The sequence below is a fragment of the Streptomyces sp. NPDC001933 genome, assembly GCF_042890955.1.
Lineage (GTDB): Bacteria > Actinomycetota > Actinomycetes > Streptomycetales > Streptomycetaceae > Streptomyces.
On sequence record NZ_JBIASS010000013.1, the window covers coordinates 18957 to 37038 of the forward strand.

Genomic DNA, 18082 nt, shown 5'->3' on the forward strand with positions numbered 1-18082 from the left:
CTGCTCATGGAGAGATGACCGTAACCGTCCCGGCAGGCGTCCAGGATTCGAATATTCCGGTGGTGATGAAATTGTGATGGCGGGGTGGAAGGGCTGTGGCCGCCGGTAGGCCGTCCGGGGGTTGTCGCAGCTGCCGGGGGTGCCGGCGCCGGACAGCCGTCGGTTCCGCTGGGGAAACAAGCATCGCCACAACCGGGTTTTCGCGGCAGGGTGTTGCGGGCAAGCCACAGGGGGCTACGGAAGAGGGGGAACCGTGATCGTCTGGATCAACGGTGCGTTCGGCGTGGGCAAGACGAGCGCCGCGCGTGAACTGATCGATCTGATCCCGAACAGCACCTTCTACGACCCCGCACTGGTCGGCGCGGGGCTGCGGCAGCTGCTGCCCCAGAAGAGACTCGCCGAGGTGACGGACTTCCAGGACCTGCCGATCTGGCGGCGACTGGTGGTGGACACCGCGGCGGCCCTGCTCGCCGAGGTGCCCGGTGTGCTGGTGGTGCCGATGACCCTGCTGAGGCAGGAGTACCGCGACGAGATCTTCGGAGGGCTGGCCTCCCGGCGCATCGCGGTGCGCCATGTCCTGCTCTCACCTGAGGAAACGATCCTGCGCAAACGGATCGCCGACCGCGTGGAGTATCCCGACGATCCGGCGCACAGCGACCGGGTACGGCAGTGGGCCCGCCAGCACATCGAGCCGTACCGGGCGGCGCTCGGCTGGCTCACCCAGGACGCCTACGCCATCGACACCGGCGCGCTCACCCCGTACGAGACGGCCGAGCGCATAGCCGAGGCGGTCGGCAGCGGCGCCGCCACCCCGTGCGAGATCGTGCAGACACCCGAACCGACCGCGGAGACCGTGGCGGCCGGCGTCCTGCTCTTCGACGAGCACGACCGGGTGCTGCTCGTCGACCCGACCTACAAACCCGGCTGGGAATTCCCGGGCGGAGTCGTCGAGTCCGGCGAGGCACCCGCCCAGGCCGGGATCCGTGAAGTGGCCGAGGAGATAGGCATCCGTCTCGACCGGGTGCCGAAACTCCTCGTCGTCGACTGGGAGGCGCCCCGGCCGCCCGGCTACGGCGGCCTGCGGCTCCTCTTCGACGGCGGCCTGCTGGCCGGCGCGGACGCGCAGCGGCTGCTGCTGCCCGGCTCCGAACTGCGCGGCTGGCGGTTCGCCACCGAGGCGGAAGCGGCCACCATGCTGCCCCCGACCCGGTACGAACGGTTGCGCTGGGCGCTGCGCGCCCGCGAGCGGTCGGTCGTGCTCAACCTGGAGGCCGGAGTCCCCGTCGGCTGAGCGCGCGCCAGGGCGTGGCCGCCCGATCAGAGTTCACCCGACTGGCTCTGCGGCGCGCAGCAGCGCCGGGGCGTCCGCGGTCAGCGGTTCGCCGTGCCCGAAGCAGACCGTGGCCGGCTCCAGCGCGGCCAGCCGCCGGAAGGAGGCCACGGCCCGCGCCCGGTCGATGTTGAAGACGCCCAGCATCACCCGGTCGACCCCGGCCACGCAGTCCCCGGTGAACAGCACGCCGTGGCGCGGGAGATGGATGCCGATGGAGCCCGGGGTGTGGCCGGGGGCGTGGACCACCCGCGCCCCCGCGCCGAACCCGAGGTCGTCGCCGTCGGCCAGTTCACGGTCGACCCGGGTCGGCGGGGCGGCGGGAACGGTCCGCGCGTGCTCCCACAGCGGGAGTTCCCAGTCGAGCAGTACGGGATCGGCGATGACCTCCTCGCCCCGGATCACCGCCGCGTCCAGGCCATGGGCGAGGATCTCGGCGCCGTGCCGGTCGGCGAGCTCCTGCGCGGCGCCGTAGTGGTCGCAGTGCCCGTGGGTGATCACGATCCGGCCGATCCGGCCCGGGTCCAGGCCGAGACCGCGCACCGCGCCCTCGATCGCGGGCGCGGCGTCGATGTCGCCCGCGTCGATCAGGGTGAGGTCCGCACCGTCCTGCCACAGGTACGCCTGGCCGATGGGGAAGCGGAACATGTGCAGTTGGGGGAGTACTTCGACGACATCCATACGGCGAACGTACGTGGACGTGCCCGCCCGCCGGACGGATCTACGCTCTGGGCGAGCTTCGCTCAGCGCGTAGCGGCCGTGCAGCCGTGTGTCAGTGCGTCCGCGCGGTAAGCGCGGAACCCCGCGGTCCGGCTGTTCGCCGGGAGTCCGCGGGGCTCCGGATCGTACGGCGTGCGGTCAGACCCGCTTGGACTCCGCGTAGTTCCGCAGGAACAGGGCCTCGGCGAGCGACAGCCGCTCCAGTTCCTCGGGCGAGACGCTCTCGTTCACCGCGTGGATCTGCGCCTCCGGCTCGCTCAGGCCGATCAGCAGGATCTCGGCCTCCGGGTAGAGGGCGGCGAGGGTGTTGCAGAGCGGGATCGAGCCGCCCATGCCGGACGTCTGCATCTTCTCGCCCGGGTACGCGGCCTCCATCGCCTGCGCCATCGACGTGTACGCCGGGCTGGTGGTGTCCGCGCGGAACGGCTGGCCCTGGCCGACCTGTTCCACCGCGACCCTGGCCCCCCACGGGGCGTGCGCCTCGAGATGGGCGGTCAGCAGCTCGGTCGCCGCGGCGGCGTCCTGGCCCGGCGGGACCCGCAGGCTGATCTGCGCCCGCGCGCTCGCCTGGAGCGACGGCGTCGCGCCGACCACAGGCGGGCAGTCGATGCCGATGACGGTGACGGCGGGCCGGGCCCAGATGCGGTCGGCGACCGTGCCCGTGCCGATCAGCCCGACCCCGTCGAGCACCTTCGCGTCCTTGCGGAACTCGGCCTCCGGGTACTGCAGTCCGTCCCACTCGGTGTCCGTGGCGAGCCCGTCGACGGTCGTGGTGCCGTCCTCGGCGCGCAGCGACGCCAGCAGCTGGATCAGCGCGGCCAGCGCGTCCGGGGCGGCGCCGCCGAACTGCCCGGAGTGCAGGTTGCCTTCGAGGGTGTCGACGGTGACCCGCAGCATCGTCATGCCGCGCAGCGTCGCGGTGACCGTCGGCAGACCGACCCGGAAGTTGCCGGTGTCGCCGATGACGATGGTGTCGGCGGCCAGCAGTTCGGGGTGCGCCTCCGCGTACCGCTCCAGACCGCCGGTGCCCTGCTCCTCGGAACCCTCGGCGATCACCTTCACGGAGACCGGGACGCCGCCGTCGGCCTTGAGGGCGCGCAGGGCGAGGAGGTGCATGATGAAGCCGCCCTTGCAGTCGGCCGAGCCGCGCCCGTACCAGCGGCCGTCGCGCTCCGTCAGCTCGAACGGGGGCGAGAGCCAGGCGGACTCGTCGAGCGGCGGCTGCACGTCGTAGTGCGCGTAGAGCAGTACGGTCGGGGCGCCGGCCGGGCCGGGCAGGAAGCCGTAGACCGACTGGGTGCCGTCGGGGGTGTCGAGAAGGGCGACGTCCTGGAAGTCCTCGGCGCGCAGCGCGTCGGCGACCCAGTTGGCGGCCGCCTCGCACTCGCTCTTCGGGAACTGCGCGGGATCCGCCACCGACTGGAAGGCCACCAACTCGGCCAGCTCCGCCTTGGCGCGGGGCATCAGCGAGGCAATGGTCTCGGAAATCGGACGGGCGGTCATGGGCACGCTCCTCGTGGGTGCGACGTTATATGTACGAATCCGGCCACATGCGCACCGAGTGTGCGGCGTCGCATGCGGGACGAACGTACGGTCGATCCTCCCACAGCGGGGGCCGGGGGCAAGGCGCCGTAGGATGCCGTGAGCAGCATGGGCCACTGGTGGGATCGGGAGCAGAAGCACATCGTGAGCAGCGAGAACGCAGACGCCGTACAGGAGCACGAAGACTCGTCCGTCTGGGATGTCGTCGTAGTCGGTGGTGGACCGGCCGGAGCATCCGCGGCATACGCGGCGGCGGTCGCCGGCCGGCGGGTGCTGCTTCTGGAGAAGGCGGAGCTTCCCCGGTACAAGACATGTGGCGGCGGCATCATCGGGTTTTCGCGTGATTCGCTGCCGCCCGGGTTCGAACTGCCGCTGCGGGACCGGATCCACGCGGTCACGTTCTCGCTCAACGGCAGGCTGGCGCGGACCCGCCGCTCCAAGCGGATGCTCTTCGGGCTCATCAACCGCCCGGAGTTCGACGCGGGTCTGGTCGAGGAGGCGCAGAAGGCGGGCGCCGAGCTCCGCACCGGCGCCACGGTGATGCGGGTCGAGCAGCACGGCGCCTCGGTGCCCGACCGGCGCACGGTCGCCGTGGTGCTGTCCGGCGGCGAGACGGTCCTGGCCCGCGCGGTCGTCGGTGCCGACGGCAGCGCGGGGCGGATAGGGGCTCATGTCGGGGTGAAGCTCGACCAGGTGGACCTCGGCCTGGAGGCGGAGATCCCGGTTCCGGCCACGGTCGCGGAGGACTGGGCGGGGCGGGTGCTCATCGACTGGGGCCCCATGCCCGGCAGTTACGGCTGGGTCTTCCCCAAGGGTGACGTCCTGACGGTCGGTGTGATCTCGGCGCGGGGCGACGGGGCGGGAACCAAGCGGTACCTGGAGGACTTCATCGCCCGGCTCGGCCTGGCCGGCTTCGAGCCGAAGATCTCCTCCGGTCATCTGACGCGCTGCCGCAGCGACGACTCGCCGCTGTCACGCGGACGGGTGCTGGTGTGCGGCGACGCGGCGGGGCTGCTGGAGCCGTGGACCCGCGAGGGGATCTCCTTCGCGCTGAGGTCGGGGCGGCTGGCCGGTGAGTGGGCGGTCCGGATCGCGGAGTCGCACGACGCGGTGGACGCCCGGCGCCAGGCGCTGAACTACGCGTTCGCCATCAAGGCGGGGCTCGGCGTCGAGATGGGTGTCGGGCGGCGCATGCTGAAGCTGTTCGAGCGCCGTCCCGGGGTGCTGCACGCGGTGCTGACGGGATTCCGCCCGGCCTGGAACGCGTTCGCGGGCATCACGCGCGGCACGACCTCGCTCGGCGAGCTGGTCCGTACGCATCCGCTGGCGCAGCGGGCGCTGAACGCGATGGACCGCTAGGGTCTTTCGTCCGGATCAGGCCGGGGGCCGACCGGCCCCCGGCCTGATCCGTGAAGTCCCGTCGTACGCCGGGCGGCGCCGGACGCACGGTCAGCGCTCCACGGCGATCCGGAAGACGGGGTGGTCCGGGCAGGCCGCCAGCAGTTCGGCGTCCGAGGACTTCGCGGTGATGCCCTGGAAGTAGTCGTTGACCTCCCAGCCCCACCGCTCCAGGTAGGTGCGGATGACCAGCGACTTCTGCTCGTCGTCCGGGATCTCCACGGCGGTGAAGGCCCGGACCTTCCGGCCCACCCGCAGCTCGCCGCCGCCCGCGGCCCGCATGTTGCGCACCCACTGGGAGTGGCCCCGGGCGGAGACGAGGTACTGCGCGCCCTCATGGGTGTGGGGGTTCACGGGTATGCGCTGCAGCTGCCCGCTCTTGCGGCCGCGCACCGACATCTCGGCCGACCCGAGCATGCTGACGCCGTGCCGGGCGAGCCAGCCGACTATGCCGTTCATCCGGACGTTGAGGGTGCTGCCGCGGAGGTAGTACGGCTGAGACATGGTGACTCCCCAAGGTTTTGAGAGCGGTGCTCTCGCTTGAGATCAGTGTGCACGGGATGGGTGCTCAAAAGCAAGAGCACTGCTCTCGTTATTGGTCGGTGCTCTGCTTCCGTGGCAGACTGCTGTCCATGAGCACTGTCCGAGGAGCCAGGGAACGGGCCCGTATCGAGGTCACCGCCGCCATCAAGGACGAGGCGAGGAAACAGCTCGCGGCCGAGGGTGCCGCGAAGCTGTCGCTGCGCGCCGTCGCACGGGAGCTCGGCATGGCGTCCTCCGCCCTCTACCGCTACTTCCCCAGCCGGGACGAGCTGCTCACGGCCCTGATCGTCGACGCGTACGACTCCGTCGGCGCGGCCGCCGAGGCCGCCCACCGGGCCGCCGGCGCCGAGGCCGCCACCCACCTCGCCCGCTGGATCGCGGTCACCCGGGCCGTGCGCGACTGGGCCCTCGCCCACCCCCACGAATACGCCCTGATCTACGGCTCGCCCGTGCCCGGCTACACCGCACCGCAGGCGACGATCGGCCCCGCCTCCCGCGTCGGCCTCGTCCTGATCGCCGTGGTCGCGGACGCCCACCGCGCGGACGGCCTGGCCCTGCCGCCGCTCGCCGACGATCTGCGTGACGAGGCCGCGCGGATGGTCAGCGAGTTCGCTCCGGACCTTCCCCCGGAGGCCGCCACCCCGCTGATCGCCGCCTGGGCGCAGCTGTTCGGGCTGATCTCCTTCGAGATCTTCGGCCAGTTCAACCGGGTGGTGGAGGCCCGGGACGTCTTCTTCCGGGAAGCGGTCACCGAGATGGCCCGCTCGGTCGGCCTGCCCGCCGGCGGGAACGGCTGAGGGCTCTCCCGTACGACGTACTCCCCGGGGAGTACGGGTGAGCACCACGCCCGGCTGACGCCCCGGGCGCGGCCCGCGGTCTAGCGTGGCCGGCATGGAAGAGCAGCGCTCACACGGAAGCGGCGGTGGTCCCCCCTGGGCGCACGGCGAGCCGCCGCGGTGGCTGACCGGGGCGCCGGGGTGGTCCACCACCCGGCTGGCCTGGCCCTCGACGATCCTGATCGGTGCCGTCGTCATGATCGGCTCGACCATCGCGGCCCGGGGGCAGATGGACGAGCGGGCCCCGCTGGACCTCTTCGCGCGGCTGCTGCTCTTCCTGGCCGTGGCCGTGCTCCTGGTGCGCCACCGCCACCCCGTGGTGGCCGTCTTCGGCAGCTCGGCCGCGGCGATGATCTATCTGGTGGCCGGATATCCGTACGGGCCGGTCTTCCTGGCCGTCGCCGTGGGCTGCTTCAGCGCCGTCGTCTCGGGGCACCGGCGGGCCGCCTGGTCGGCCGTCGGCATGGTGTGGCTGGGACACGTCCTGGTGGCGCACTGGCTCTACCGGTGGCTGCCGCCCTCGGACGACCGTCCCGCCGCCTGGGGACAGGAACTGGGCATCGCCGCCTGGGTGGTGGCCATCATCGCCGCCGCCGAGTTCGTACGCGTACGCCGTGAGCAGTGGGCGGACCGGCAGGCGGAACGGGAGGCGGCGGAGCAGCGCCGGGCCGATGAGGAACGGCTGCGGATGGCGCGCGAACTCCATGACGTCCTGGCCCACAGCATCTCCGTCATCAACGTCCAGTCGAGCGTGGGACTCGCGCTGCTGGACTCCGATCCCGAGCAGGCGCGTACGGCGCTGACCACCATCAAGGCCGCCAGCAAGGAGGCGCTGGGCGAGGTGCGTCAGGTACTCGACACCCTGCGCACCCCCGGAGACGCCCCCAGGGCCCCGGCCCCCGGACTCGACCGGCTCCCCGAACTCGTCGAACAGGCGGCGAGCACCGGACTGACCGTCACCGTCGAGACCGAGGGCGAACGGCCGGCCGTGCCGCCCGGCGCGGACCTCGCCGCCTTCCGTATCGTGCAGGAGGCGCTGACCAACGTGGTCCGGCACTCCGGATCGCGTACCGCGCGGGTCCGGATCGGCTACGGGCCCGGCCGCATCCTGCTCCGTATCGACGACGAAGGACCCGCCACCGGCGGCGACGCCGGAGGCAGCGGCAACGGGCTGGCGGGAATGCGGGAGCGGGCCGCCGCGCTCGGTGGCACGATCGAGGCGGGCCCCCGGGCCGACGGCGGCTTCCGGGTGCGCGCCGAGCTTCCGCTGCCGTCCGGTGCGTCCGGCACGGCGGCACACGAGGAGGAGACACCGTGATCCGCGTACTGCTCGCCGACGACCAGTCGCTGGTCCGGGCGGGCTTCCGGGCCCTGCTCGACGCCCAGCCCGACATCGAGGTGGCCGGGGAGGCCGCCGACGGCGCGGAAGCCGTGCGCCTGGTGGGTGAACTGCGGCCCGACATCGTGCTGATGGACATCCGGATGCCGCATCTGGACGGCCTCGCCGCGACCCGCGCCATCACCGGGGACGCCCGGCTGGACGAGGTCCGGGTGGTCATGCTCACCACCTTCGAGCTCGACGAGTACGTCTTCGAGGCGATCCGGTCCGGGGCCTCCGGCTTCCTCGTCAAGGACACCGAACCGGACGAACTGCTTCGCGCCGTACGGGCGGTGGTGGGCGGCGACGCGCTGCTCTCGCCGGGGGTCACCCGGCGCCTGATCGCCGAGTTCGCGGCCCGTTCCAAGGAACCCGCGGCATCGGCCGGACTGGGCGAACTCACCGAACGGGAGCGGGAGGTGATGGCGCTCGTCGGCATTGGGCTCTCCAACGAGGAAATCGCCCGGCGCCTCGTCGTCAGCCCCCTCACCGCCAAGACCCACGTCAGCCGCACCATGGTGAAGCTGGGCGCCCGCGACCGGGCCCAGCTCGTCGTGCTCGCCTACGAGTCGGGGCTGGTGCGGCCGGGCTGGCTCGGCTGAGCCGGGCGCGAACGGCGCTCGCGGCAGCACACCGGCGCGGTGCCCGGCCGACGGGCAACCGCCCCGGCCGGACACCGCACCGTCCCCCTCGCCAGGTGGTCAGTCCCGCACGGACACCTTCTGCGCGGGGGCCGTCGTCCCGGCCCCGGCCGCGCGGTCCGTCTCCGACGACGCGACCAGCACGGTGTGCTGTACGGGCCTTCGGCGTCGCAGGCCGGTGAGCGTGATCAGCAGACCGGCGAACGCGACCGCGGTCACCACGGCCAGGCCGGGCCGGTAGCTGTCCAGGACCGCCTGGCGCGAACCGTCACCGCTGCCGTGCGCCGTGATCACCGCGGTCACGACTGCCAGGAAGATCGCCCCGCCGACCTGGATCGAGGTGTTCAGCAGGCCCGACACCATGCCCTGCTCGTCGTCGTCCACCCTGTTGGTGGCCTGGATGTTGAGCGAGGGGAAGGTCAGCGCGCAGGCCGCGCCGAGCAGCAGCATGGACGGCAGGATCACCACGGCGTACGACGGGGTGAGGGTGATCCGCAGGAAGAGCGCGTAGCCGATGACGAGAAAGGTGAATCCGGTGGCGATGACGCGCGGTGTCCCGAACCGGTCCACCACATCACCGATCTTCGTGGAGGAGAGGGCGACCAGCACCCCAGCGGGCAGGAAGGCCAGCGCGGTCTCCAGCGCGGACCAGCCGAGCAGCGACTGCATGTACTGGGTGACCAGGAACTGGAAGCCCACGTAACTCCCGAAGAAAGCCGCGGCGCCCAGTTGCGCCCTGACCTGGGTCCCGGAGCGCAGCACCCCGAGGCGGATCAGCGGGTTCGCGGTGCGCCGCTCGATGGTGACGAAGACGGTGAGCAGTACGGCGACGGCGAGGAACGACAGCAGGGTGCGGGTGGAGGTCCAGCCGGCCTCGGGCGCCTGCACGACCGTGAACACCAGCAGCAGCATCGCGCCCGTGCCGGTGACGGCGCCCGGCAGGTCGTAGCCGCGGTGGGTGTCCTCGCGCTCGCTGTGCGGGATCAGCTTGAGACCCGCGACCAGGGCGATCAGGGCGATCGGGGCGGGCAGCAGCATCGTCCACCGCCAGGACAGCTGGGTGAGCAGGCCCGAGAGGACCAGGCCCATGGAGAAACCGGTGGCCGCGCAGGTGGTGTAGATGGACAGGGCGCGATTGCGCTGCGGGCCCTCCTTGAACGTGGTGGTGATGATCGAGAGCCCGGCCGGTGCGGTGAAGGCGGCGCTCAGTCCCTTGATGAAACGGCTGGCGATCAGCAGCGGTCCGGAGTCGACGAAACCGCCGAGCAGCGAGGCGAGGGCGAAGACGCCGAGCGCGACGAGGAAGACCTGGCGCCTGCCCAGCAGATCGGCCGCCCGGCCACCGAGGAGCAGCAGGCCGCCGTAGCCGAGGATGTAGCCGCTGACGATCCACTGGAGGGTCGAAGTGGTCAGTCCGAGATCATCGGCGATGGACGGCAGCGCGACGCCGACCATGGAGACGTCGAGGGCGTCCAGGAACATCGCGGCGCAGAGCACGAGGAGCGTGCCCCACAGGCGCGGGCTCCAACGCGCATGGGAATCGGGGACGTTGAGCGGAGTGGTCATGCGCAGCACAGTACATGCACATGCATTGAATGCAAGTGCATTTAATGACGATGCAACAAAGGGTGTCGTCTCTGCTAACGTGCGGTCATGGCAGCGAACAAGTCCGAGCGGGTGCTCGTGGACGAGTGGCGGGACATCCTCGCGCTGCACGCCAGGACTCTCTGCGAGCTCGACCGCGAGCTGCACCGGCACGGCCTCGGCGCCAGCGATTTCGAGGTGCTCGACGTACTGGCGGAGGGGGCGTCCGAAGAGGGCGGCTGCGCCTATCGCATGCAGGAGCTGGCCTCCCGGGTCCACCTCAGCCAGAGCGCGCTGTCCCGCCTGGTGGCACGGCTGGAGAAGGACGACCTGGTGCGCCGGGGGATGTGCAGCGAGGACCGCCGGGGTGTCCAGGTGGAGCTGACGGCGAAGGGCCGGGAGCGCCACGCCGAGGTGAAGCCCCTGCAGAGGTCGGTGCTCGCCCGGATGCTCGACGGGCCGGGGGAGTGAGCGCGGCGCCGGATCCTTCCCGGGGAGCAGCGGGTATGGCGAAAGAACGTGCCGGGGGAGTGGGTGCGGCGAAGGAACGGGCCGCTGCGCCGGGCGGGTTCTCGGCCGCCGCTACGCCCCGGTCGCCGGTGTCCTCGGCGGTCCGGACCAGCTGATCGCGGAATTCTCGCGCCAGATCCGGGCGGGCTCCGGGTCGCCCGTCACGGTGACCGCGGCGAGCGGCAGCCGGTTCCAGAGCGTCAGGTAGAGCTCCTCGGCCGAAGCGGTCAACTCGCAGTCCACGAGCCCCGCTTCGGATCCCTCTTCGGGCGCTGCGTCCGTCCGTACGGCCCGTGGCGGCTCCGGCGAGAGGTGTACGGTCCAGTAGGCGTCGGCGTCCGTGGCGCGCATCCGGAGGGTGCGCGGCGCCGAGGTGCGTACCAGGCTCTTCGGGCGGGCGTGGAACCCGAGCAGCAACTCGTCGATCCCGTCCGCCGCGAGAGCGGCCGGGACCGGCGACGGCCGCCCGCCCAGGGCCGACTCCGCGTCCATTCGGTGGATCGTGGTCTCGTGCGCCTGGCGCCGGGCCCAGAAGGCCAGGGGCGACGGCGCGGGCAGGAAGCTCCAGCACTCCAGCCCGGCCGGCGCGGCGTCCAGGGCGTCCACCAGGAGGCCGTGGCCCTCGCGGAACCAGTCGATCAGTTCCGGCCCGTCCAGATCGGGTTCCCCGCCGTCGGGGTGGTACGAGGTGTGGCCCTCGGTGACGAACGCGGTCGCCCAGCGGTGCACCATCCCGGTGTGCCGCAGCAGATCGCGCACCCGCCACTGAGGACAGGTCGGCACCGGGGTACCGGTCCCCGCCTCCTGCGCGGCGGTCGCCAGCAACTGTCCTGCGACGGCCAGGGACTTGATGTGGTCCGCGATCTCCATGGCCTCGATTGTGCCAGCGGTCCGGGCTCCTGTCCCCGCCGGATCAGGCCACGGGCGCATGGGTCGCGTTGCGTGCCCCGTACCCCAGCGCCGCGGCCGCGGTGGCCAGCAGCGCCACCGTGGTGAGGGCCACCGGGAGCGAGAACCAGTCGGTCAGGAAGCCGATCGCCGGCGGCCCGAGCAGCATCCCGCCGTAGCCGAGCGTCGACGCGGCGGCCACCCCGCCGGCCCCGGCCAGCTCACCGGCCCGGCCGACCGCGACCGGGAAGATGTTGGCCAGGCCGAGCCCGGTGACCGCGAAGCCCAGAAGGGCCGCCCACGTGCTGGGGGCGAGCGAACCGAGCAGCATCCCGACGGTGGCCGTCGCACCGCCCAGGACGAGGGTGCGGGTCTGGCCGAGCCGTTCGAGCAGGGCCGTGCCGCTGAGCCGGCCCGCCGTCATGGCCAGCGCGAACAAGGAGTAACCGGCGGCCGCGACGCCGGGGTGGGCCCGCAGGTCCTGCTCCAGGTGGAGTGCGCCCCAGTCGGCCAGGGCGCCTTCGCCGTAGGCGGTGCAGAGCGCGATCAGGCCGAACAGGAGCACCAGTCGGCGGGCCCGCCCGCTCAGCCGCCGGGGCGCCTCGGCGCCCGGTGCCCGGACCGCGGGCCGGGGCGCCGGGCGACGCAGCAGCACAGGCCCGGCCACCGCGGTGACCAGGAGCCCGGCCCCGGTGAGGGCGAGGAGATGGGTGGCGGGGGAGAGGCCGCCCGCGACCAGCCCGCCGAGCCCGGCGCCGACCATGCCGCCGAGGCTGAAGGCGGCGTGGAAGCCGGGCATCACGGGGCGCCTCAGCGCGGCGACCAGATCGACCGCGGCGCTGTTCATCGCCACGTTCATCCCGCCGTATGCGGCACCGAAGACCAGCAGGACCATGCCGAGCGCCGGGGCCGAACGCGTCTGCGCGGGAAGGGCGATGGCGAGGGAGAGCAGGACGCCGCAGGCCACGGTCACCGGATGGCTGCCGAAGCGCCGGCACAGCCGGCCGGTGAACACCATGGTCACCACGGCCCCGGCGGAGACCCCGAGCAGCGCGAGGCCCAGGGTGGCGGCGGAGGCGCCGGTCTGGTGCTTGATGGCCGGGATGCGGACCACCCAGCCGGCGAAGAGGAAGCCGTCGAGGGCGAAGAACACGGTCAGGGCGGTACGGAGGCGGGCCGACGGAGGTACGGCGGTGTTTCCGCCCGGTCCCCCCGGTAGGGCCGTCCGCAGTTTGTTTAATTGCGGCACAAACTAAGCATAGGGGCGCCGCGACAATGGACGCAAGACGGTCGGCAGGGGCGCAGCCGGGCCACCGGGGCGTCGGGCGTACCCCAGGACCGTGGGAGACTCGCCCCCATGAACGGCAAGGTGTCCACCACCCGGACAAAGTTGGAGAGGGGCCGCAGCGCGCTCGGACCCGCGCTGGAACTGGTCCACACCGGACGTGCGCCCACCCGCTCCGTCCTCACCTCCGAGCTCGGGGTCACCCGGGCGACAGCCGGTGCGGTCGCCGCGGAACTGGAGGCGCTCGGCCTGATCCGGGTCGACTCCCGGCCCGGTTCCGCCGCCGGATCGCAGGGCCGCCCCTCGCACCGGCTGTCCGTCCGGGAGTCCGGTCCCGTCGCCATCGCCGCCCAGGTGCACGCCGACGGATTCCGCGCCGCGCTCGTCGGCCTCGGCGGGCGGCTGGTGGCCACCGCTCCCGGCCGCGTCAACGTCACCGCGGACCCGGCCCAGGTCATCGGCGAAGTGGTCGACGACTGTGCCCGGTTGCTGCGGGACAGCGGACTGCGCTGCGTCGGTGCTGGGCTCGCGGTGCCGTCGGCGGTCGCCGAACCGGAGGGCACCGCGCTCAACCCGCTGCACATCGCCTGGCGGGCCGGCGCCCCGGTGAGCGAGATCTTCGCCGAATGCGTACGCGGAGCGGGCATCCCCGGACCGGCGTTCACCGGGAACGACGTCAACCTCGCCGCGCTCGCCGAACACCGGCACGGCGCCGGCCGCGGCGCTCAGCACCTGCTCTGCGTGGCCACCGGCCACCGGGGAGTGGGCGGCGCGCTCGTCCTCGACGGCCGCCTGCACACCGGGAGTTCGGGACTCGCGCTGGAGGTGGGCCATCTCACGGTCAATCCCGAGGGGCGCCCCTGCCACTGCGGCGGGCGCGGCTGCCTGGACGTCGAGACCGACCCGCTGGCCTTCCTCGTCGCCGCCCGCCGCGAACCCGGCCCGGAGGAGTCGCTGCTCAAGCAGGCCGGCGACCTGCTGCGCACGGAGTACGAGGACGCCGCGGTACGGGGCGCGGCCGAGGAGCTGATCGACCGGCTCGGCCTCGGGCTGGCCGGCCTGGTCAACATCCTCAACCCGGACCGCATCATCCTCGGCGGACTCCACCGCGCCCTGCTCGACGCGGACCCGGAGCGGCTGCGTGCGGTGGTCGCCGACCGCAGCCTGTGGGGACGGAGCGGCAGCGTCCCCATCCTGCCGTGCACGCTCAACCACAACAGCCTGGTGGGCGCGGCCGAACTGGCCTGGCAGCCGGTGCTGGACGACCCGCTGGCCGCGCTGGCCTGACGGGGCCTGGCGGTACGGGCCTCGGCCGCCGGCCGCGTCCGAAGGCACCCGCCACGCGAGCACCCGAGCCGGGCCGGTCGCCGTGATCGCATCCAACGCCCTTTCTCCCGGGGCCCGTTCGGGTTGGTCCAGCTCCTGTTGCGGAAGCGACGGGCCGCGCGGGATGAGGTGGCCGGGTGCGTCGCGGGCGCCCGGTTCGGCGGCCGGGACGTCGCCCAGGACCGCGCGCACGGTGCCTACCACCGCGGCCGGAGGACCGTCTCGTCCAGCGGTGCGCGCAGCTCGTCCAGCGGTCCCGGTCACTGTCGGGAGCAGCCGTGGTGGCGCCACGTACTCCCGAGGGGGTACGCGCACGGCCGCTGGCCGTACGACGACTCGGACGCCTCTTCCGGCGAGGCTCGGAAGCGTCAGGAAAACCTGACCACGAACCCCTGAACCGAGGGAGCCGACCGAGATGAACACCCTGGCGTACAGCGGTGGACCCGGGCCCTGGATCCTCCTCTTCCCGCTCTTCTGGGCGGCCGTCGTCATCGGCGGCGTCACCCTGCTGCGCCGTACCGCGTGGCGCGGCCGGCGAGGACCCGGGCAGGCCCGTACCACCCGGGAAGCACCTGCCGAACCGTCGCCGATCACCTTGCTCGGCGGGCGCTTCGCGGCCGGCGAGATCGACGAGGACGAGTACTGGCGCCGGCTCTCCGTCCTGGACGAACAGTTCGGCCGCGGCAGCAGGGGAGGCGTGGCATGACCACCACCGTCCCCACCTCCGAACCCACCCCCACCCCCGCCGCCGCGCCCGCTCCCGCCGCCCGGGTCGTCGACGCGGTGAAGCTCTACGGCGCGGGCGACACCCGGGTCAGGGCACTGGACGGGGTGAGCGTCGACTTCCCGGCCGGGCGCTTCACCGCGATCATGGGGCCCTCCGGATCCGGCAAATCCACCCTGATGCACTGCGCCGCCGGACTCGACACGCTCACCTCGGGCTCCGCCTTCATCGGGGAGACCGACATCAGCGCGCTCGACGACCGCAGGATGACCCTGCTCCGCCGTAGCCGGATCGGCTTCGTCTTCCAGTCCTTCAACCTGCTGCCGACGCTCACCGTCGCCGAGAACATCACCCTCCCCCTGGACCTCGCGGGGGAGCGGCCCGACCCCGAGTGGCTCGACACTCTCATCGACACCGTCGGGCTCCGGGACCGGCTGCACCACCGGCCCGGCGAGCTGTCCGGCGGACAGCAGCAGCGGGTGGCGGTGGCGCGGGCCTTCGCGGGCAGTCCCGACGTCGTCTTCGCCGACGAACCGACCGGCAACCTCGACTCCCGCTCCGGTCAGGAAGTGCTCCGGCTGCTCGGCAGCACCGTCCGGCGGACCGCCCGTACGGTCGTGATGGTCACCCACGACCCGGTCGCCGCCGCCCACGCCGACGAAGTCGTCTTCCTCGCCGACGGCCGGCTCGTCGACCGGATGCCCGACCCCACGGCGGAGCGCGTGCTCGACCGCTTCAAGTCCTTCGCCCCCCACCCCTCACGCAGGCGGTGACGGCATGAACAGCACCCGGGCCTCGGTACGCCTGAGCATCTCCTCGCTCCGCGCCCACAAGCGCCGTTTCGCCGGTACGTTCGTCGCCGTCCTGCTCGGCGTCGCGTTCCTCACCGGGACGCTCGTCATGGGCGACACCCTGCGCGCCAACTTCGACACCGTGTTCGCCGTCGCCAACGCCGGCACCGACGCCGTCGTGCGCGGCGCCGACGTGGTCACCGTCGCCGGTGAGGCCCGGGGCACCCGGCAGCCGGTGAGCACCGCACTGATGAAGCGGATCGAACGGACCCCCGGCGTCGCCGCGGCGGCCCCCGACATCCAGGGCGCCGGCCAGCTCGTCGGCGCCGACGGCAAGCCGATCGGCGGCCAGGGACCGCCCACCCTCGCGGGCAACTGGATCGACGACCCGGAACTCAACCCGTACCGGCTCGCCGCCGGACGCGCCCCAGCCTCCCCCGGCGAGGTCGTCGTCAACCGCGGCACCGCCGACCGGGGCGGGCTCAGGATCGGCGACACGACCGTGCTGCGCACCCCCGACCCCGTACACGTGAGGATCGTCGGACTGGCCACCTTCGGCGGCCAGGACGGCATGGGGCAGGTCACCTACACGGCCATGACCCGGGCCGACGCCGAGAAGTACCTGACGCCGAAGCCGGGCGAGGCATCGGCGATCCTGGTCCGCGCCGGACCCGGCACCAGCCAGCAGGAACTGGTCGACGCACTGCGGCCCGTGCTGCCCGGCAACGTCGAGGCCGTCACCGGACAGGCAGCCGCGGCCGAGAACCGGGACATGATCTCCGGCGCCTTCCTCGGCCTGTTCACCACGCTGCTCCTGGTGTTCTCCGGGATCGTGCTGCTCGTCGCCACCTTCTCCATCCACAACACCTTCGCCATCGTCGTCGCCCAGCGGACCAGGGAGAACGCGCTGCTGCGCGCGCTGGGCGCCGCACGCCGCCAGGTCGTCACCGCGACCCTCGTCGAGGCGACCGCGGTCGCCGTGATCGCCTCCGCCGCGGGCCTGGCCGGTGGCATCGGCATCGCCGCCGGACTGCGGGCCCTCTTCCCCGCCGTCGGCTTCCCGTTCCCCGACGGCGCGCTGGTGATCGGCGCCGTCTCCCTGCTGCTGCCGCTCGCCGTGGGCATCCTGGTCTGCGTCGGCTCGGCCCTGCTGCCCGCCGTCCGGGCCGGCCGCACCGCGCCGCTCGCCGCCCTGCGGGAGAGCGCCGTCGACGACTCCGGGGCGTCCCGGACCAGGGCCCTGACCGGACTCGTGCTGCTGGTGGCCGCCGTCGGCGCCATCCTGACCGGCACCCTGGCCACCTCGTCGGTCCAGCTGTCGGCGGCCGGTGCGGTGGCGGCGTTCGCCGCGTTCGTGGTTCTCGGACCGGTCGCCGCCACGTACGCGGTACGGGTCCTCGGCGCCCCGCTCGGCCGGCTGCGCGGCGTCACCGGCGGGCTCGCCCGGCGCAACGCCCTGCGCAGCCCCCGGCGGACCGCCTCCACCGCGACCGCGCTGATGATCGGCGTCGCCGTGGTCTCCCTCTTCACCGTCTTCGGCGCATCGCTGAAGGCGACGATGAACCAGACCGTCGACCGCTCCTTCGCGGGCGATGTCGCCATCAGCGCGCCCGCCTTCGGCGCGGGCGGCAGCGGCCTCAGCCCCGGGCTCGCCCAGGCTGTCGACCGGCTGCCGCAGGTCGCGACCGCCGTCGGCCTCGGCAAGGGGGTCGCGGAGGTCGACGGCGCCGGACGCGCCCTGACCGTCACCGACCCGGCAGCCCTCGGCAGGGTCTTCGACCTCGGTCGGGTCGACGGCTCGCTGACGGGGCTGGGCACGGACGGGATCGCCGTCTCCGGCACCGAGGCCGCCAAGCGCGACCTGCGCCCCGGATCCTCGGTCCGGCTCGGCTTCACCGACGGCACGCAGCACGACTTCGCCGTCCGCGCCGTCTACGACCACTCGGAACTGGCGGGCGACTACGTCATCACCCGTCAGGCCTGGGCCCCGCACCGCGCACAGGACTCCGACTCGTTGATCGCCGTCTCCTTCGCACCCGGCGTGTCCACCGCCGACGGCAAGGCGGCGGTCGCGAAGACCGCGGCGGCGTACGGCAACCCGGAGGTACAGACCCGCGACGAGTACGCGCGGTCCTCGGCCGGCGCCATCGACATGATGCTCACCCTGGTCTACGCCCTGCTGGCACTCGCCGTACTGATCGCCCTGCTGGGCATCGCCAACACGCTCACCCTGGCCCTGCACGAACGCACCAGGGAGCTGGGCCTGTTGCGAGCCGTGGGCCAGACCCGGAGCCAGCTGCGCTCGATGGTCCGCTGGGAGTCCGTACTGGTGGCCGCTTTCGGCACGGCGGGCGGACTGCTGCTCGGCGGCTTCCTCGGCTGGGTGCTGGTCGAGGCGTCGGCGGGCGACACCGCCGTCGCGTTCGACCTGCCGCCGCTGCGGCTCCTGGTGGTCGCCCTCGTGGGGGTCGCCGCCGGAGCGCCGGCGGGCCTGCGCCCGGCCCACCGGGCCGCACGGCTGAACGTGCTCCGCGCGATCGCCGCCCAGTAGCGCGCAGCGATGAGGGGCGAGGCGCGGTCCGGCGC

At 72.9% G+C, this 18082-nt stretch carries 16 protein-coding genes; 10 read left to right on the forward strand and 6 right to left on the reverse strand.

The window, feature by feature from the left end:
• The first annotated feature begins 253 nt into the window (after window positions 1-253).
• Window positions 254-1291 carry an NUDIX domain-containing protein gene (locus ACFYY7_RS28310; RefSeq protein WP_388665668.1) on the forward strand — a complete coding sequence of 346 codons (1038 nt, stop codon included), beginning with the start codon at window positions 254-256 and terminating at the stop codon, window positions 1289-1291.
• Window positions 1292-1324: 33 nt separating this feature from the next.
• Here ACFYY7_RS28310 and ACFYY7_RS28315 read toward each other — a convergent pair whose 3' ends face one another.
• Window positions 1325-2011, reverse strand: a complete 687-nt coding sequence (locus ACFYY7_RS28315) for an MBL fold metallo-hydrolase (RefSeq protein WP_388665670.1) — start codon at window positions 2009-2011, stop codon at window positions 1325-1327.
• A gap of 177 nt (window positions 2012-2188) precedes the next feature.
• Complete coding sequence (locus ACFYY7_RS28320) at window positions 2189-3553, reverse strand: dipeptidase (protein ID WP_266735029.1); 1365 nt, start codon at window positions 3551-3553, stop codon at window positions 2189-2191.
• A gap of 183 nt (window positions 3554-3736) precedes the next feature.
• On the opposite strand from ACFYY7_RS28320, the gene ACFYY7_RS28325 reads away from it, so the two are divergent.
• Window positions 3737-4951, forward strand: coding sequence for a geranylgeranyl reductase family protein (locus ACFYY7_RS28325; protein ID WP_388665672.1), 1215 nt, complete (start codon window positions 3737-3739; stop codon window positions 4949-4951).
• Between the two features lie 90 nt (window positions 4952-5041).
• On the opposite strand, the gene ACFYY7_RS28330 is transcribed toward ACFYY7_RS28325, so the two are convergent.
• Entirely contained in the window at window positions 5042-5494 is a 453-nt protein-coding gene (locus ACFYY7_RS28330; RefSeq protein WP_388665674.1) for a nitroreductase family deazaflavin-dependent oxidoreductase, read from the reverse strand.
• A 128-nt stretch (window positions 5495-5622) separates the two neighbouring features.
• On the opposite strand from ACFYY7_RS28330, the gene ACFYY7_RS28335 reads away from it, so the two are divergent.
• From ACFYY7_RS28335 to ACFYY7_RS28345, 3 genes are all read left to right on the forward strand, one after another.
• Window positions 5623-6330 carry a TetR/AcrR family transcriptional regulator gene (locus ACFYY7_RS28335; RefSeq protein WP_388665676.1) on the forward strand — a complete coding sequence of 236 codons (708 nt, stop codon included), beginning with the start codon at window positions 5623-5625 and terminating at the stop codon, window positions 6328-6330.
• Between the two features lie 94 nt (window positions 6331-6424).
• Window positions 6425-7687, forward strand: a complete 1263-nt coding sequence (locus tag ACFYY7_RS28340) for a sensor histidine kinase (RefSeq protein ID WP_388665678.1) — start codon at window positions 6425-6427, stop codon at window positions 7685-7687.
• Window positions 7684-8349 carry a response regulator gene (locus ACFYY7_RS28345; RefSeq protein ID WP_388665680.1) on the forward strand — a complete coding sequence of 222 codons (666 nt, stop codon included), beginning with the start codon at window positions 7684-7686 and terminating at the stop codon, window positions 8347-8349. The genes ACFYY7_RS28340 and ACFYY7_RS28345 overlap by 4 nt, the downstream gene beginning before the upstream one ends.
• 99 nt (window positions 8350-8448) lie before the next feature.
• Here the strand turns inward: ACFYY7_RS28345 and ACFYY7_RS28350 are convergent, their stop codons facing one another.
• Window positions 8449-9954 (reverse strand): MFS transporter, encoded by a 1506-nt coding sequence (locus ACFYY7_RS28350; RefSeq protein ID WP_388665681.1) that lies wholly within the window; start codon window positions 9952-9954, stop codon window positions 8449-8451.
• An 87-nt stretch (window positions 9955-10041) separates the two neighbouring features.
• On the opposite strand from ACFYY7_RS28350, the gene ACFYY7_RS28355 reads away from it, so the two are divergent.
• The gene (locus ACFYY7_RS28355; protein ID WP_266735018.1) at window positions 10042-10443 is read left to right on the forward strand and encodes a MarR family winged helix-turn-helix transcriptional regulator; all 402 of its coding nucleotides are present in this window, start codon (window positions 10042-10044) and stop codon (window positions 10441-10443) included.
• A gap of 111 nt (window positions 10444-10554) precedes the next feature.
• Here ACFYY7_RS28355 and ACFYY7_RS28360 read toward each other — a convergent pair whose 3' ends face one another.
• Together ACFYY7_RS28360 and ACFYY7_RS28365 are read right to left on the reverse strand one after the other, a co-directional pair.
• Window positions 10555-11352 (reverse strand): maleylpyruvate isomerase family mycothiol-dependent enzyme, encoded by a 798-nt coding sequence (locus tag ACFYY7_RS28360; RefSeq protein WP_388665683.1) that lies wholly within the window; start codon window positions 11350-11352, stop codon window positions 10555-10557.
• Window positions 11353-11395: 43 nt separating this feature from the next.
• Window positions 11396-12619, reverse strand: a complete 1224-nt coding sequence (locus ACFYY7_RS28365) for an MFS transporter (protein ID WP_388665685.1) — start codon at window positions 12617-12619, stop codon at window positions 11396-11398.
• 108 nt (window positions 12620-12727) lie between these two features.
• On the opposite strand from ACFYY7_RS28365, the gene ACFYY7_RS28370 reads away from it, so the two are divergent.
• From ACFYY7_RS28370 to ACFYY7_RS28385, 4 genes are all read left to right on the forward strand, one after another.
• Window positions 12728-13942, forward strand: a complete 1215-nt coding sequence (locus ACFYY7_RS28370; RefSeq protein ID WP_388665687.1) for an ROK family protein — start codon at window positions 12728-12730, stop codon at window positions 13940-13942.
• A gap of 454 nt (window positions 13943-14396) precedes the next feature.
• Window positions 14397-14687 (forward strand): SHOCT domain-containing protein, encoded by a 291-nt coding sequence (locus ACFYY7_RS28375; RefSeq protein ID WP_388665689.1) that lies wholly within the window; start codon window positions 14397-14399, stop codon window positions 14685-14687.
• Window positions 14684-15478, forward strand: coding sequence for an ABC transporter ATP-binding protein (locus ACFYY7_RS28380; protein WP_388665691.1), 795 nt, complete (start codon window positions 14684-14686; stop codon window positions 15476-15478). Before ACFYY7_RS28375 ends, ACFYY7_RS28380 begins: the two co-directional genes overlap by 4 nt.
• 4 nt (window positions 15479-15482) lie before the next feature.
• On the forward strand, window positions 15483-18047 hold the full coding sequence (locus tag ACFYY7_RS28385) for an ABC transporter permease (protein ID WP_388665693.1): 2565 nt from the start codon (window positions 15483-15485) through the stop codon (window positions 18045-18047).
• The last annotated feature ends 35 nt before the right edge of the window (window positions 18048-18082 follow it).